The sequence below is a fragment of the Amycolatopsis albidoflavus genome, assembly GCF_039525725.1.
GTDB classification, from domain to species: Bacteria; Actinomycetota; Actinomycetes; order Mycobacteriales; family Pseudonocardiaceae; genus Amycolatopsis; species Amycolatopsis albidoflava.
The window spans coordinates 388247-403407 of the sequence record NZ_BAAAHV010000017.1 but is presented as its reverse complement, the minus strand read 5'-3'; the positions used below and the strand labels follow the sequence as shown (position 1 = coordinate 403407).

The 15161-nt window shown below is 70.5% G+C and carries 15 protein-coding genes; 8 read left to right on the top strand and 7 right to left on the bottom strand.

Annotation, left to right across the window (positions count from 1 at the left end):
• Positions 1-97: 97 nt before the first annotated feature.
• From ABD156_RS29420 to ABD156_RS29400, 5 genes are all read left to right on the top strand, one after another.
• Complete coding sequence (locus tag ABD156_RS29420) at positions 98-790, top strand: response regulator transcription factor (protein WP_344280848.1); 693 nt, start codon at positions 98-100, stop codon at positions 788-790.
• On the top strand, positions 787-2229 hold the full coding sequence (locus ABD156_RS29415; protein WP_344280845.1) for a sensor histidine kinase: 1443 nt from the start codon (positions 787-789) through the stop codon (positions 2227-2229). Before ABD156_RS29420 ends, ABD156_RS29415 begins: the two co-directional genes overlap by 4 nt.
• Positions 2230-2347: 118 nt before the next feature.
• Entirely contained in the window at positions 2348-3148 is an 801-nt protein-coding gene (locus tag ABD156_RS29410; RefSeq protein ID WP_344281251.1) for a DeoR/GlpR family DNA-binding transcription regulator, read from the top strand.
• The gene (galT, locus tag ABD156_RS29405; protein ID WP_344280842.1) at positions 3145-4215 is read left to right on the top strand and encodes a galactose-1-phosphate uridylyltransferase; all 1071 of its coding nucleotides are present in this window, start codon (positions 3145-3147) and stop codon (positions 4213-4215) included. The genes ABD156_RS29410 and galT overlap by 4 nt, the downstream gene beginning before the upstream one ends.
• A 79-nt stretch (positions 4216-4294) precedes the next feature.
• Positions 4295-5935: a trypsin-like peptidase domain-containing protein gene (locus ABD156_RS29400; RefSeq protein WP_344280839.1), complete on the top strand. Its 1641-nt coding sequence runs from the start codon at positions 4295-4297 to the stop codon at positions 5933-5935.
• 292 nt (positions 5936-6227) lie between these two features.
• Here the strand turns inward: ABD156_RS29400 and ABD156_RS29395 are convergent, their stop codons facing one another.
• Genes ABD156_RS29395 through ABD156_RS29375 form a run of 5 tightly spaced genes read right to left on the bottom strand, consistent with a single transcriptional unit; the run spans position 6228 to position 9829 of the window.
• A complete protein-coding gene (locus tag ABD156_RS29395; RefSeq protein WP_344280836.1) occupies positions 6228-6680 on the bottom strand; it encodes a hypothetical protein in 453 nt (150 codons plus the stop codon).
• Positions 6677-7894 (bottom strand): molybdopterin-dependent oxidoreductase, encoded by a 1218-nt coding sequence (locus ABD156_RS29390; protein ID WP_377928054.1) that lies wholly within the window; start codon positions 7892-7894, stop codon positions 6677-6679. The genes ABD156_RS29395 and ABD156_RS29390 overlap by 4 nt, the downstream gene beginning before the upstream one ends.
• Positions 7891-8520 (bottom strand): methyltransferase domain-containing protein, encoded by a 630-nt coding sequence (locus ABD156_RS29385; RefSeq protein ID WP_344280833.1) that lies wholly within the window; start codon positions 8518-8520, stop codon positions 7891-7893. The genes ABD156_RS29390 and ABD156_RS29385 overlap by 4 nt, the downstream gene beginning before the upstream one ends.
• The gene (locus tag ABD156_RS29380; RefSeq protein ID WP_344280830.1) at positions 8517-9188 is read right to left on the bottom strand and encodes a TIGR04282 family arsenosugar biosynthesis glycosyltransferase; all 672 of its coding nucleotides are present in this window, start codon (positions 9186-9188) and stop codon (positions 8517-8519) included. The genes ABD156_RS29385 and ABD156_RS29380 overlap by 4 nt, the downstream gene beginning before the upstream one ends.
• A complete protein-coding gene (locus ABD156_RS29375; RefSeq protein WP_344281245.1) occupies positions 9185-9829 on the bottom strand; it encodes a glycosyltransferase family 2 protein in 645 nt (214 codons plus the stop codon). Before ABD156_RS29375 ends, ABD156_RS29380 begins: the two co-directional genes overlap by 4 nt.
• A gap of 159 nt (positions 9830-9988) precedes the next feature.
• Between ABD156_RS29375 and ABD156_RS29370 the strand changes: the two genes are divergently transcribed.
• Genes ABD156_RS29370 through ABD156_RS29360 form a run of 3 tightly spaced genes read left to right on the top strand, consistent with a single transcriptional unit; the run spans position 9989 to position 13148 of the window.
• Positions 9989-11392 carry a hypothetical protein gene (locus tag ABD156_RS29370; protein WP_344280827.1) on the top strand — a complete coding sequence of 468 codons (1404 nt, stop codon included), beginning with the start codon at positions 9989-9991 and terminating at the stop codon, positions 11390-11392.
• 8 nt (positions 11393-11400) lie between these two features.
• Entirely contained in the window at positions 11401-12102 is a 702-nt protein-coding gene (locus ABD156_RS29365; protein ID WP_344280824.1) for a response regulator transcription factor, read from the top strand.
• The gene (locus ABD156_RS29360) at positions 12099-13148 is read left to right on the top strand and encodes a sensor histidine kinase (protein WP_344280821.1); all 1050 of its coding nucleotides are present in this window, start codon (positions 12099-12101) and stop codon (positions 13146-13148) included. Before ABD156_RS29365 ends, ABD156_RS29360 begins: the two co-directional genes overlap by 4 nt.
• Positions 13149-13166: 18 nt before the next feature.
• Here ABD156_RS29360 and ABD156_RS29355 read toward each other — a convergent pair whose 3' ends face one another.
• Together ABD156_RS29355 and ABD156_RS29350 are read right to left on the bottom strand one after the other, a co-directional pair.
• Entirely contained in the window at positions 13167-14048 is an 882-nt protein-coding gene (locus ABD156_RS29355) for an MBL fold metallo-hydrolase (protein WP_344280818.1), read from the bottom strand.
• A 20-nt stretch (positions 14049-14068) separates the two neighbouring features.
• A complete protein-coding gene (locus ABD156_RS29350; protein WP_344280815.1) occupies positions 14069-15130 on the bottom strand; it encodes an NAD-dependent epimerase/dehydratase family protein in 1062 nt (353 codons plus the stop codon).
• Positions 15131-15161: the final 31 nt, after the last annotated feature.

The following is a 15161-nucleotide window of genomic DNA, read 5'->3' as shown; positions in this document are numbered from 1 at the left end:
GCCCCACCTGTTACGCGCCGCACTCCGAGGAAATGCTCTTTGTGTGTTCTGCGTGTGTTCTTAGGCGGGTCTCAGCACTCTGCGTAAGACTGGCGGCATGCGCATCCTCGTAGTGGACGACGACCGTGCCGTCCGTGAATCGCTCAGGCGGTCTTTGGAGTTCAACGGCTACACCGTGGAGCTCGCGAGCGATGGTGCGCAGGCCTTGGAGACGATCCTCGCCAACCGGCCGGACGCGATGGTCCTCGACGTCATGATGCCGCGTCTCGACGGGCTCGAAGTGGCCCGCCGCCTGCGCAGCACCGGCGACGACCTGCCGATTCTCGTTCTGACCGCGCGCGACACCGTCTCCGACCGGGTCTCCGGCCTCGACGCCGGCGCCGACGACTACCTGCCCAAGCCGTTCGCCTTGGAGGAACTGCTCGCCCGGCTGCGCGCCCTGCTGCGCCGCGCCGCGCCGGACGGGCAGCAGGGCGAGACGTCGGAGGTGCTGTCGTTCGCCGACCTCACGCTGGACCCGGGCACTCGCGAGGTCCGCCGCGGCGGTCGCGAGATCAGTCTCACCCGCACCGAGTTCGCGCTGCTCGAGCTGTTCCTCTCGTACCCCAAGCACGTGCTGACCCGCGGAAGGATCCTGGAGGAAGTATGGGGTTACGACTTCCCGACGTCGGGCAACGCGCTGGAGGTCTACGTCGGCTATTTGCGCCGCAAGACGGAGGCGGACAGCGAACCGAGGCTGATCCACACGGTCCGCGGAGTGGGGTACGTCCTGCGCGAGACCCCGCCGTGACCGACCACCCGGCGAGCGAGCAGACCGCGCCGGCGGGGGAGGAGGTCCCGGATCCGCGGGGCACCCGGTGGAGCACCCGCCGGTTCTCGCTGCGCGGCCGCGTCACGCTGCTGGCCGCCGCGTGCGTGGCGGGTGCGGTGGCGCTCGTTTCCCTGTGCGCGTACCTCGTGGTGCGCAACAACCTCCTGAGCCAACTCGACGACAACCTGCTCGCTCGCGCGCAGGCCGCGGCGAACTCGCCGCAGGTGCCGACCGACCAGCTGCGCGAGGTGCCAGGTGCGCTGCTGGCCAGCGCGGACCTGCAGATCGGTCAGCTCAACGGCCTCACCGGCGACCTGATCTATCCGCAGCCGGGCACCCGGCCGCCCGTGGGGCCAGCCGAGATGCGCGTCGCGACCGGCGTGCTGTCCCAGTCGCTGCGCACCGACGCGACCACCGGCATGCGGGTGGTCGCGGTGCCGCTCGGGCACGGGCAGGCGATCGTGCTGGCGCAGTCGATGGCTCCGACGATGCGCGCGCTGAACCAGCTGTCCGTGGTGCTGTTCCTGGTCGGCGGCGCCGGAATCGTGGTGGCCGCGGGCGCGGGCACGGCGGTCGCGCGCGCTGGCTTGCGCCCGGTCGACCGGCTGACGTCGGCCGCGGAACGGGTGGCCGCGACCGGCGACCTGCGTCCGATCCCGGTGAGCGGCGACGACGAACTCGCCCGGCTCACGCACAGTTTCAACATCATGCTCGGCACGGTCGCGGACTCGCAGGGACGGCAACGGCAACTCGTCGCCGACGCCGGGCACGAGTTGCGCACCCCGCTCACCTCCATGCGCACCAACCTGGAACTGCTGCTGTCGGCGAGCCGCCCGGGCGCGCCGTCGCTGCCGGACGAGGACCGCGCCGACATCGAGGCCGACATCCGCGGCCAGCTCGACGAGCTCACCCAGCTCATCGGCGACCTCGTGGAGCTGGCGCGCCAGGACGAACCGCGCGAGCAGGCCGAACGCGTCGACCTGATGGACGTGGTCGAGCGCGCGCTCGACCGGGCGCGCCGTCGGGCGGGCGAGATCGAGTTCGAGGTCTCGCTGCAGCCGTGGGTGCTCACCGGCGACAACAGCTCACTCGAACGGGCAGTGCTGAACCTGCTGGACAACGCGGTGAAATTCTCGCCGCAGGGTTCGCGGGTGCGGGTCACGCTGCGTCCGCTCGGCGACGGCACCGCGGTGGTCGAGGTCGCGGACTCCGGTCCCGGCATCGCCGAGGAGGACTTGCCCAAGGTGTTCGACCGTTTTTACCGCTCGTCGGAGGCTCGCACCCTGCCCGGATCCGGCCTCGGGCTGGCGATCGTGCAGCACGCGGCCGAACGCCACGGCGGCACGGTTTACGCCAACCGGGCGCCGGAGGGCGGGGCGCTGCTCACCATCCGGCTACCAGGGGCGCCGGTCGCCTGAATGAGCCGCCACGCTTGGCGGTCGCCCGGCAGGGGGACGCTCGATCTGCATGTCGCGCACACCTGATGTTGAATCGTGTAGGATTTTGTGTAGTTGATGGTGTGCTTGGGGAGTGGCGGTGCTCGCGCGGCAGCGACAGGCGGTGATCCTCGAGGAAGCACGCCGGACCGGTGCGGTCCGGGTCAGTGACCTCGTCGCGAGGCTCGGCGTTTCCGACATGACGGTCCGCCGCGACCTCGACGTGCTCGCGGGCCGCGGCCTGGTCGAGAAGGTCTACGGCGGTGCGACGTCGCTGGTCGGCAAGAGCACCGACGAACCCGGGTTCGAGGCGAAGTCGGTGCGCCAGCGCGCGCAAAAGGAAGCGATCGCCGAACTGGCCGCCACCCTGGTCAAACCGGGCACGGCGATCGGCCTGTCCGCGGGAACCACCACCTGGACGCTCGCGCACGCGCTCGACGGCATCGAGGGCCTCACCATCGTCACCAACTCGATCCAGGTCGCCGACGTTCTGCGCAGCGCCGCTCAGCCGGACCGCACGGTGGTCCTCACCGGCGGCGTGCGCACTCCGTCGGACGCGCTGGTCGGCCCGGTCGCCGTGCAGAGCCTGCGGACGCTGCACCTCGACCTGGTGTTCCTCGGCGTGCACGGGATGGCGGTGGGGCCCGGGTTCACCACCCCGAACCTCACCGAAAGCGAGACCGACCGCGCGCTGGTGGAGGCCGGACGGCGGCTGGTGGTGCTCGCCGACCACACGAAGTGGGGCACGGTCGGCATTTCCACGATCGCGGACCTGGAGGAAGCACAGGTCGTGGTGACCGACGACGGATTGGACGACCGCGCGCGGGAAGACCTCGCGGAGCGGGTCGGAGAACTCATGATCGCCGAAACGGCGGAGAACCTCGAGGCAGAAGAAGCGTGAAACGCACTGTGGCGCACCTGGCCGACGGCCGGGAGATCATCTATTTCGACCACACCGACGCCCACGAGCGGCTCGCCGCCGACACCCGGGACCTGCCTCCCGTCGCGGCGGCCTCGGAGATCCGCCGCGACCCGCTGACCGGCGAGTGGGTCGCGATGGCGGCGCACCGGCAGACGCGCACGTACAAGCCGCCTGCCGATCTTTGCCCGCTCTGCCCGTCCCGGCCGGGCAAGCCGAGCGAGATCCCCGAAGCCGACTACGACGTGGTCGTGTTCGAGAACCGGTTCCCGTCGTTCTCGCAACAGGCGACCGGCGATCCGTCCACTGTGGACGGATTGGGGCTGGTGCCGACCGCGCCGGGCCTCGGCCGCTGCGAGGTCGTGTGCTTCACCAGCGACCACGACGGCGCGTTCTCCCGGCTTACTCCGGAACAGGTGCGCCTCGTGGTGGACGCCTGGGCCGACCGCACCGCCGCGCTCGCGCAGACTCCTGGCGTGGAACAGGTCTTCCCGTTCGAGAACCGCGGCGAGGAAATCGGCGTCACGCTCTCGCATCCGCACGGCCAGATCTACGGCTATCCGTTCGTCACGCCGAAGACCGAGCGAATGCTGGCGGTCGCGCGGGAACACGGCGGGCCGGTGCTCGGCGAGGTGCTGGCCGCGGAACAGAAATCCGGCGAACGCGTGATCGCCGCGGGCGAGCACTGGACGGCATTCGTGCCGCCCGCCGCGCGCTGGCCGGTGCACATCCAGATCGTGCCGCACCGGCAGGTGCCGGACCTCCCGTCGCTCACCGACGCCGAGCGCGACGACTTTTCCCGCGTGTACCTCGACGTGCTGCGCCGCTGCGACGCGCTGTACGACCGGCCGCTGCCCTACATCGCGGGCTGGCACCAGGCACCGGTGCGGCGGGACCGGGAACTGTCGTGGCTGCATTTGGAACTGTTCTCCGTGCTGCGGGCCAAGGACAAGCTGAAGTACCTGGCCGGATCCGAGTCGGGCATGGCGGTCTGGATCAACGACGCCACGCCGGAACAGATCGCGGAACGGCTTCGCGCGGCAGGCTGACCGGAACTCGCGGCATACTCATCTACGAAACACAGGTTCGACTCAGGAACCTCTCAGGCCCAGCCGCTTAGGTGAGGATATGACCGAGAACGACCCCCACGCGCCCGACTCCGCGGCGGGTCGCCAGGACCCGGGTGCCCAGCCGGGCGCCGAAGGCCAGGCGACTTGGCAGCAGCCCCCGGCTCAGCCAGCGAGCCACTCCCCGTCAGCCGATCCGGCGAGCGGCGACGCGGGCCAGCAGGCCCCGGGAGCCACCGGTACGCCTGGCACGACTGCCGCGTACGGTTCGGCCGCTGAGGGCTCGGCGGGGACGTCCGGCCCCGGCACGGCGAGCGGCGACGCTTCCGGCGCGTACGGAGCGCCCGCGGGGCAGTACGGTGCCGCCCCGGCTGGTGGCGCGGCGTACGGGGCCGGTGCCGCTCCGGCCGGCGGCATGCCGAACCCGTGGTCGGCCCAAGGCGCAGCGGGCGCACCCCAGAGCGGGCAGTTCCCCGGCGCGCAGCAGCAGCCCGCGGCGGGTCAGCCGTACGGCAGCCAATACCCCGGCGGGACGCAGACTCCGCCCGCCGGATCCCCGGCCAACCCTTACGGCGCACCGGGAACCGCGGTGTACGGCGTTCCCGCGCAGCGCGAGAAGAAGGGTTCGGCGGGCAAGCTCCTCGCGAGCGTCGCCGCGATCTCGCTCGTGATCGGCGGCGTGGCGGGCGGGACCGTCGGGTACCTCACCGGCGGATCCGGTTCGTCGGTGAGCGCGCTCGACGCGCCGAAACCCGCGCAGCAGACCGGCAACGTGCCCGCCGGCTCGGTCGAATCGGTGGCGCAGAAGCTGTCGCCGAGCGTGGTCGAACTGCAGGTGTCCGGCCGCACCGCGGCGGGCGAGGGCTCCGGCTTCGTGCTCAGCAGCGACGGCTACATCCTCACCAACAACCACGTCGTCCAGGTCGCCGCGAACGGCGGCCAGATCCAGGCCGTGTTCCAGGACGGCAAGAAGGCCGCGGCGAAGGTCGTCGGCCGGGACCCGACCACGGACATCGCCGTGGTCAAGGTGTCCGGCGTCGGCAACCTCACGCCGGTCGAGCTCGGCCGGTCCGACGACCTGCGGGTCGGGCAGCAGGTGGTGGCCATCGGCTCGCCGTACGAGCTGACCGGCACGGTCACCTCGGGCATCGTCAGCTCTCTGCACCGTCCTGTGCAGGCGGGCGGCGACGAGACCGACCAGACCACGGTGATGGACGCGATCCAGACCGACGCCGCGATCAACCCCGGCAACTCGGGCGGTCCGCTGGCGAACATGAGCGGTCAGGTCATCGGCATCAACTCGGCCATCTACAGCCCGAACTCGGGCCGCGGCCAGGGCAGCGGCGGCGAGGGCGGCAACGTCGGCATCGGCTTCGCCATCCCGATCGACCAGGCGCGCCGCACCGCGCAGGACATCATCAAGACCGGGCACGCGACCCAGACGTTCATCGGCGCGAAGGTGACTGACGCGCCCCAGGGCGGCGCCCAGCTCGGCGACATCACGCCGGGCAGCCCGGCCGAGAAGGCTGGCCTGAAGTCCGGCGACGTGGTGACCAAGATCGACGACCGCGTCATCGACAGCGCCAACACCCTCGTCGCCGCGATCCGCACGCGCGCCCCGAACGACCAGACGACCTTCACCCTCGCCGGCGGACGCACGGTGCAGGTCACTCTCGGCGGGCAGGCGGTACCGGCCAACTAGATCGCTCGGCCGCCGTGGCGCGGCCGAGACCAGCCACGGCTCGACCCCCGATCCGCGCTTGGGGCCGAACCTTTGCAGGCCACGCGCGACCGGAGCATCCGTGCCGGTCGCGCGTGGCCGTTTTACTGACCAGCGCCCGAAAACCGGCTCCCGCACGAAAACACGAAGAGGCTCTCCGTGCCGCCTCCGACTCGGCACGGAGAGCCTCTCCGCGTGCGGTGAGGTGCCCACGCGCCTGACGTCCCAAACGCCGAATCTGCGGGAAAATTCCGGTACCGGAAGAAAACCCAGGTCAACTATGGTCGCGGGCCCGAATTTTCCGTGCGCCGCGATACCGGACCCGGACAATCCGGACGATCGCCGCCACCAGGACCGCGCCCCACACCACCGCGAGCGTCGCCACCAGCCCCAGCCACGTGTTGCCGTCGTGCAGCCCAGGTTTCGGCGGCACGCCATAAGCACGCCACAGCAGCGGGAACGCCACGAACCCCAGCACCGCCGTCAGTGCCGCGCCAACTTGCACCGGCCCCCGCCACGGCTTCGGCAGGTTTCGCGCCAGCAGCAGGCCAACCAGCCCCGCTATCGGAGCGAACACCGCGTCGTTGACGATCGGACCGCCGCCGATCCACAGCAATGTCGTGAAGCTGTCCGGCCACGCCGGTGCCGCGTAGTCGAGGAACAACACGATCCCGTACGCCAGCGCCGCTAATCCGGGCAGCGCCAGCACAATCCGCGCGGTCTTCACTGCACCTCCAGCTTCGCGACCCACTTCGTCTGCAGCACGCCCGGCCGGCTGGGCGCGATCACCCGGCACGGATAGCCGTGGTCGAGATTCAGCACCTCGCCGTTGAGTTCCAGCGCCAGCACCGTGAGCGGGTCGGCCGTGTGCTCGCCAGGCAGGACGCTGACGCCGTACAGACCGGTCTTCTCCAACGACGACACCCGCACGTCGACCCCCGGCGCACTGCCGCTCGCGCGCAGCAGGTCCGGGAACGAGATGCCGCGCCACGTCGCCATCTGGCTCCATCCCTCGACGCACGCGATCGGCAAGTCCACAGTGGTCTGCGGCAACGCCCGCAACTCGGCCAGCGTGAACTGCCGCGTTCCCGCCGGAGTCACCACGGACAGCCGCCACCCGGGATCCTGCGCGCTTCGCGTTACCTGCGCCGCCACGGCCGTACGGTTGACCGGCAACTTCTGCGAACCCTTGTCCGATCGCCACGACAACCCGGAGAAGTTCCGCAGCGCGGGAACCGTCGCTCCCGCAGTGGCCACCACGGCGACTCCCGTCGCGATCCCCGTGGTGGTCAGGAATCCTCGCCGCGACAACCCCGGGCCAGGGGGCTCGACCGGCGAACGCTCCCGGGTAAGCGCCCGCCGGATCACCGGGAGCTTCACCGCGACGTGCACGAGGATCGACCCGATCGCCACCCACGCCACCGCGTAGTGCACCTGCGGAAAGTAGAAGTTCCACGGGTAGTTCTGCGCGACGTTCAGCAATCCCGAACTCAACTCGAAGAACGCCGCCCCGGAGAGGACAAGGATCGACAACCGCTCCACCGCGTGCGGCACCGAACGCACCAGCGGCCGTTCGAACAGCTTCGGGTAGACACTCCACAGTTTGGCCAGCAGCAACGGAATCGCCGCGATCCCGGACAGCACGTGCGCGCCCTGCGTCACCCGATACAGCCAAACCGGCCGGCTGGGCCAGAAGAACCACTCCGGCGGATGCTGGATCAAATGGCTCAACAAGCCGGTGACGAAGCAGATCAGGAACGCGAGCCCGAGCAGGCTGCCGACCCGGGCCGTCACGCGCTCGCCGTGCGCGCCGCCCTTGAACTGCTCCGCCTTCGGGACCCGGCGTTCGATGGCGCGGGCCTGTTCGCCGATCTTGGCTTGCACCGCGGTGACCCGAGTATCGAGCCTGCGCCACGCGGCCGCCAGCCGTCCGCGTTTCATGCGCGTGCCAGCTTCGCGAACCAGCGGTGCCCGCGACTGGTCGTCCAGACAACCCGGAACCCAGTCCGTGCCGCGATTTCCGCGATGGAGTCGACGCCGACCCACGCCCACGTGAACCACCTACCGGCCGCGGGATCCGGCCGCAGCCGGACGTGATCCCGGCGTACGCCGTGGCCGGGTTCCTCCAACTCCACCAGCACGTCGCCGTCGGGCGTGAGCAACTCGCGCACTCGCCGCAGCAGCGCATCGGGATCGCCACCGATCCCGATGTTGCCGTCGGCCAGCAACACGTGATTCCATCGTCCCTCGCCGGGCAAGCGCGTGAAAACGTTGCGCTGCAACGCACTTGCCCCGCGCCGTCGCGTCAGCCGCACGGCGACCGGCGAACTGTCCACGCCGAGGGTCACCACACCTCGGCGCGTCAACGCGGCAGTGAGCCGGCCAGGTCCGCAACCGACGTCGAGCGTCGGCCCCTCGCACGCGTCGAGCAGCACGGCGTCGCCCGCCTCGCAACCGTCCGCCCAACGGCCGACTGGAAGCTCGATGCGGTCACCGTTCGCAAGCTCCAGCCAGCAGTGATGGCCAAGAAGCCCGCGGTCGAATTCCCGGCCAGTCGCGAGTTTCACGCCACCACCCCCACTGCGTCAACTGCGGTGGCGAACCTGCCGCCGGGCCGAATCGCGGCAACCCGCAGCGCGTCCTCCATGGTGTCCACATCGGACAAGATCGGCAGCTCGCCGACGTGCAGACCAGCGCCCGTCAGCGCCGCTCGGGTGCGAAACCCGGTGTCCGGACGCGACATCGGAACTCCGGCGAGCACTTGCGCCTGCCGCGGGTCAGCAAGCCCCAGCCCCCACCAGCCGCCGTCTTCAGCGTCGCCCAGCACCGCGCGGCTGGCTCCGGCGCGGACCGGCTCGATTGCCGACGCGAACAACGCGGGCGAGACCTGCGGCGTGTCCATGCCAATCTGCAGCACGGGCATACCGGCATGCACCGCAGCGGTGTCGGAGTGCGCGTTGGCCAGCCGGGTGCCGAAATCCCAGCCCCGCTGTGCGATCACCGTCGTCTTCCGCAACGCACGACCGATCTCGGTACCCCGCGCTGCCGCCGCGAGGTCGCCCGTCATCGCCACCACGGTGATCGCGTCGTCAGTGGCGAACGCGGCGTCCAACGTGTCCAGCAGCGCGGACGCGGCGATCTCTGCGGCCTGTTCTGCCGTCGCGGGCGGACACAATCGGGTCTTCGCGAACCCGGGCACCGGAGCTTTCGCGACCACAAGCAGGCAAAACGTCATCGGACCAACACCCGCCCGAAGTCACGCACCGCCCGCAGCGTGCCGCGCACCGAACCGGACACCTTCGATTTCGTGCCCCGCGCCCGTTCCCGGTAGGTGACGTCGAACTCCTGGACCGCCCAGCCCGCTCGCTCAGCCTTCACCAGCAGTTCAAGCGGATAGCCGAAAGCCCGGTCGGCGACTGCGAGAGCCAGCAGTTCCCGGCGGCGCACGGCCCGCAGCGGCGCGATGTCCCGCACCGGCAGTCCCCGGGACCGCAAGAGCAGGGAGAGAACGGCATTCCCCGCTCTGGCATGCCAAGGCCACGCCGCCCGGGACACCGGCACCCGCCGTCCGACCGCGAGATCAGCGCCCTCCACCACCGCGGCAACGAGTCGCGGCAACTCAGCCAGATCGAGCGACCCGTCAGCATCCGCGAAACAGACGATGTCAGCGGTCGAGTTCTCCAACCCGGTGTGGACGGCGGCACCGTAACCACGTCGCGGCTCGTCGACGACTTTCGCGCCGTGTGCGGCCGCGACGCCAGGGGAACCGTCGCGCGACCCGTTGTCCACGACGATCGCGCGATACCCCGGCGGCAGGTTGGCGAGCACGCCGGGCAGCGCGGCCGCCTCGTCGAGGCAGGGGAGGACGACGTCCACTCCGAATTCGTTCACGAGGCGTACGGTAAGTCTGGAAAGGACAGTGCATAACCCTTGCTGTGCTTACCAAATCCTGACGTCCGGCAGGATCTTACCGAGTTCTCACGGATCCGATGGGAATCCGCCGAACGGCCGTCCGCGGGGCTATCGTGACCGGCGATGAGCGAGTCGACGAAGGCTGCCCGGCTCGCCGAGCCGCCGCCCCCGGTTCCCGTCCGTCCCCGGTTCCGCGCTGATCTCGTGACGGTCGGCGTCACCCTCGTGGTGATCGCCGCCGCGACCGCGGTTGGCGTGTACTACAACCGGCCAGGTTCGGGCGTGGTGATCTACGCGTTCGCGCCGCCGCTGTTCGCGCATTGGCTGCCGCACGTCGGCCCCGGCTCGGTGTTCGCCGTTCTGATCGCCGCCGGTGTCGTGCTGTACGGCCCGGCCCTGGCCGCCCGGCTGCGATGGCGACGCGCCCTGGCAGCTGGCTACCTGGCGTCCCTCGCCTGGATCTTCTCGCTCGCCATGGTGGACGGCTGGACCCGCGGCTTCACCGGCCGGCTCACCACTCCGCAGGAGTACCTGCACGAAGTCCCGGGCATCACGGACATCCCGCGATTCCTCCGCGAATTCTCCTCGCGCATCCTCGATTTCCAGCCGAACTCGTGGACCACCCACGTGTCCGGCCACCCGCCAGGCGCGACGCTCGTCTTCGTCTGGCTCGACCGGCTCGGCCTCCACGGCGGTGCGTGGGCGTCGACCGCCGTGGTGCTGGTGGCCGCGCTGATCGCGGTCGCAGTGCCAGCGACGATCGCCCTGCTCGGCCGTCCCGACGCAGCCCGCGCGGCGCTGCCGTTCGCCGTGCTCAGCCCAGGCGCGATCTGGCTGGGCGTGTCCGCGGACGGTCTCTTCGCCGGCGTCACCGCCACCGGCATCGCACTGCTCGCACTCGCGTCGGTGGGCTTCCGCGAACGCCGTGGTTACGCCTGGCCCACCGCGTTGGCCGCCGGGATTCTCGTCGGATTCGGCATCTTCCTCTCCTACGGCCTCGTCCTGCTCGGCTTGGTCGCGCTGGCCGTTGCCGTGCTCGGCAGGCAATGGCGTGCTGCGGCAGGCGCTGTCGTCGGCGCGTTGGCCGTGGTCGCTGTGTTCGCGCTCGCCGGATTCTGGTGGTTCGACGGCTACCACCTCGTAGTCGAGCGCTACTACCAGGGCGTCGCGGTGGTGCGGCCCTATTCCTACTGGGTGTGGGCGGATCTGGCCGCGGTGGCGGTCGCGTGCGGGCCAGCGGTGGTCGCGGCGGCCCGCCGCGGGGTGGCTTCGGCGGTCTTCCTGCCATCTCGCCGGACGCTCCTGCGCGATCCGGTGCTGCTGATCGTGGTCGCCGCTGTGCTCACGATCGTGTTCGCCGATTCGTCCGGCCTGTCGAAGGCTGAGGTAGAACGGATCTGGCTACCGTTCGGCGCGTGGCTGATCCCGGCCACGGCGCTGCTTCCGGCGGGCCACCGCCGCTGGTGGCTGGCCGGACAGGCGGTGGTCGCGCTCGCGGTCAACCACCTGCTGCTGACGAACTGGTGAGGTGAGGCATGGAAGACCAAGCGGGTCGCGTGCTCGTGGTCGACGACGACGAGACGGTGCGCGACGTCGTCCGCCGCTACCTCGAAACCGCCGGTTTCACCGTCGACCTGGCCGGCGACGGCACGGCGGCGCTCGCCCAGTTCGCCGAGCGCGTGCCGGACCTGGTGGTGCTCGACGTAATGATGCCCGGTCTCAACGGCCTGGAGGTGTGCCGTCGGCTACGGCAGACGAGCCAGGTGCCGATCGTCATGCTCACCGCGCTGGGCGAGGAGGAAAACCGCATCGCCGGATTGCAGCTGGGGGCCGACGACTACGTCACCAAACCGTTCAGCCCCAAGGAACTCACGCTTCGCGTCGCGTCCGTGCTGCGCCGGGCCCGGATGCCACGGCCCGAGCCGCCCACGGCCGAGCTGGCGGACGGAAACCTCCGGCTCCAGATGACCGCTCGCCAGGCAACGCTGGACGGTGCGGTGCTGCCGCTGACCACGCGCGAGTTCGACCTCCTCGCGTTCTTCCTCTCCCACCCCGGTGTCGCGTTCAGCCGGGCTGACCTGCTGGAGAAGGTGTGGGGCTGGGACTTCGGCGACCAATCGACGGTGACCGTCCACGTGCGACGGCTGCGCGAGAAAATCGAACGTGACCCGGCCAAACCGATCCGCGTCGCCACGGTGTGGGGCGTCGGCTACCGCTACGACCGGACCCAGCCATGATCGGCTCGGGCGAGTCGGCGTGGGACATGTTCGTCCACGTCCTGCACATTCTTCCGCTCGCCTTGCTGTTCGCCTTGCCCGTGGCGGCCTTGGGCGGGCTTGCGCTTTACCTGCTGCGGCACCGATCGCTGGCCACCACGATGACCACGCTCGTGCTGACTCCGATCGCCGCGATGCTGGTCGGAATCCTCGGCGTGAGCGGCTTCATGTTCACCGAGGCGCTGACCACCGAACTGCTCGTGTGCCTGCTCGTGGCACTGGTCGCGGTGCCCGCGGCGATGGTGCTGGGCCGGGTCATCGCGCGGCGCAGTGTGTGGGAACGCGAGGCGCGGGAACGTGAACGCGCGGCGGAGAAGTCGCGTCGCGAACTGGTCGCGTGGATCAGTCACGACCTTCGCAGCCCGCTGGCCGGGATCCAGGCGATGGCGGAGGCGCTGGCTGACGGCGTGGTTTCCGAACGCGCCGAGGTGGCCGACTACGCCCAGCGCATCAGCGGCGAGACCACCCGGCTGTCCGGCATGGTCGGCGACCTGTTCGAGCTGTCCCGGATCACCGCGGGAGCACTCGAACTGAGCATGTCGGCGGTGCCGCTGCGCGACGTGGTGAGCGACGCGGTCGCCGCGCAGGCACCGGTGGCGGACCGCAAACGCGTGCGGGTGCTGGAAAACGCGTCGGCGTGGCCGGTGGTGTCCGGCAGCGATCCGGAGCTGGCGCGGATCGTGCGGAACCTCGTGTCCAACGCCATCCGGCACACTCCGCCGGACGGTACGGTCGCCGTGCAGCTCGGCATCGACGGCGACCAGGCGCTGCTGGCCGTGGACGACGGCTGCGGCGGAATTCCGGACGACGAGATCAGCCGGGTCTTCGACGTCGCCTTCCGCGGCACACAAGCCCGCACCCCCGATCGCAGCGGCACCACCAGCGGCGGCGGGCTGGGGCTGGCGATCGCGAAGGGCCTGGTGGAGGCACACCGAGGACGGATCGGCGTGCAGAACCACGGCCCAGGATGCCGGTTCGAGGTGCGGTTGCCGCTGGCGGCGTCCTGAACTGTCTGCTTTGGACAGTCAGGACGCGGCGACGGCCGTGACCGGTTCCACGGTGAGATCGGCGGCGAGCCGGAAGAACGGCTCGTCTGGGAAATGCGCTGCCGCGACGATCGTGCCGGTGCCGACCACCTCACCCAGCCAGCGACGGCGGGTCAGCTCCGCCTGCCGAGGATCGACATCGGACGCGGCGCCGATCGTCGGATCGGCCATCTGCTCCGGAATCTGGAAGACGTCACCGATCAGGACGGCGCGACGGTCCTGGTCCGCGGCCTCCAACACGTAATGCCCCGGCGTGTGCCCGGGCGCATGCCGAACGATGACGCCGGGAGCGACCGTTTCGCCGTCAAGCAGCGGACGCAGTTTGCCCTGAGCGCGAAGGGCTTCCAGCGCGACGCGGCCGCGATCGTGTCGTCCCGCCGGTTCGACGAACGCCGCCCAGTCGGGCGCGCCGTACCGCACTTCGGCATTCGGGAAGTACGGCTCGCCGTTCGGCGCGACCCAGCCGATGTGGTCGGCGTGCAGATGAGTCAGCACCACGGTGTCGATGTCTTCGCGGGCGACCCCGGCTTCGGCGAGCGCCGCGGGCAAGCCGCCGGTGTGCTCGGCTTCGACAGCGCTGACCACCGGGTGCAGTTGCTCTTTGGAGTGCTGCGGCAGATGCGGCTCGCCGGTCGGACGCGGACCGAAACCGGCGTCGACCAGCACCGTGCGGCCGCCCGTCCGGATCAGGAAGGCACCGACGACCACGGGAACAGTGCTCGGTGCCGAGCGCTTGCCCTGGAGTCCCGGGAAGAACGACGACGGCAGCTGCAGCCGTCCGTCGGTCAGTGCGTGGATTTCGATGTCCCCCACCACGATGGAACGCATGCCCAGCATCAAGATCCGGTACGGCCGATTCATTCCGGAAAGTGATCTTCACCTCATCGGGTGACGGGTGCGCGCAGCTCCGCGGTGGCGAACGCGGCGATGCCGTCCGCGAAGGACGTTTCCGCTTGGAATCCGAGCAGCTCCCGTGCTCGGGCCGGGTCGGCGACCACGTGCCGGACGTCAGCAGGCCGCGCACCGCCGACGATCCGCGGCTCCGGCCCGCCGCAGGCACGCGCTAGCTCCCGGGCCAGGTCACCGACGCTGTGCGGCTGTCCGGAACAGATGTTCAGCGGCGTGAGGTCTGCCTCCGGACCGTCGTTCCGGAGCGCGAGGACGTTCGCGCGGGCTACGTCGTCCACGTGCACGAAATCCCGCTGTTGCCGCCCGTCCTCCAACACGGTCGGCGCTTCTCCGCGCTCCAGCGACGAGCGGAACAGCGACGCCACCCCGGCGTACGGCGTGTTCTGGGGCATCCGCGGGCCGTAGACGTTGTGGTAGCGCAACGCCCAGACCGTGCCGCCGGTCTGCCGCGCCCAGGCACCCGCGAGATGCTCTTGCGCCAGTTTTGTTGCCGCGTAGGTGCTTCGAGGCAGCAGCGGCGCGTTTTCGGGCACGAGTTGCCAGCCCAACTCGGCGCCGCACTGCGGACAGGCGGGTTCGAATCGTCCGGCGTCCACATCGGACTGCCGGCGAGGCGACGGCGGAACGACACCGTGTTCCGCGCACGCGTAACGGCCCTCGCCGTAGACCACCATCGACGAGGCCAGCACGAGCTTGCGCACCTTCGCCGCGTGCATCGCGGCCAGCAGCACGGCGGTGCCGTAGTCGTTGTTCAGCGCGTACGAGGGCGCGTCGGAGGGATCCACTCCGTGCCCGACCACCGCGGCCTGGTGGCAGACCGCGTCGACGCCGTCGAGCAGCTCGGCGACGATCTCGGTGTCGGTGACGTCACCCCGCAGGAAGCGGTGCCGCCGGGTGTATTCGGGCGGTGTGGCGGAGCCGTGCGCGGTGGACAGCAGGTTGTCCAGCACGACGACCTCGTCGCCGTCGTCGGCCAGCTGGTCGGCGATCCGGGACCCGATGAACCCGGCGCCGCCGGTGAGGAGCACTCGCACCTGGCCGACGTTAGGCCGCCCGCCCCGGGGT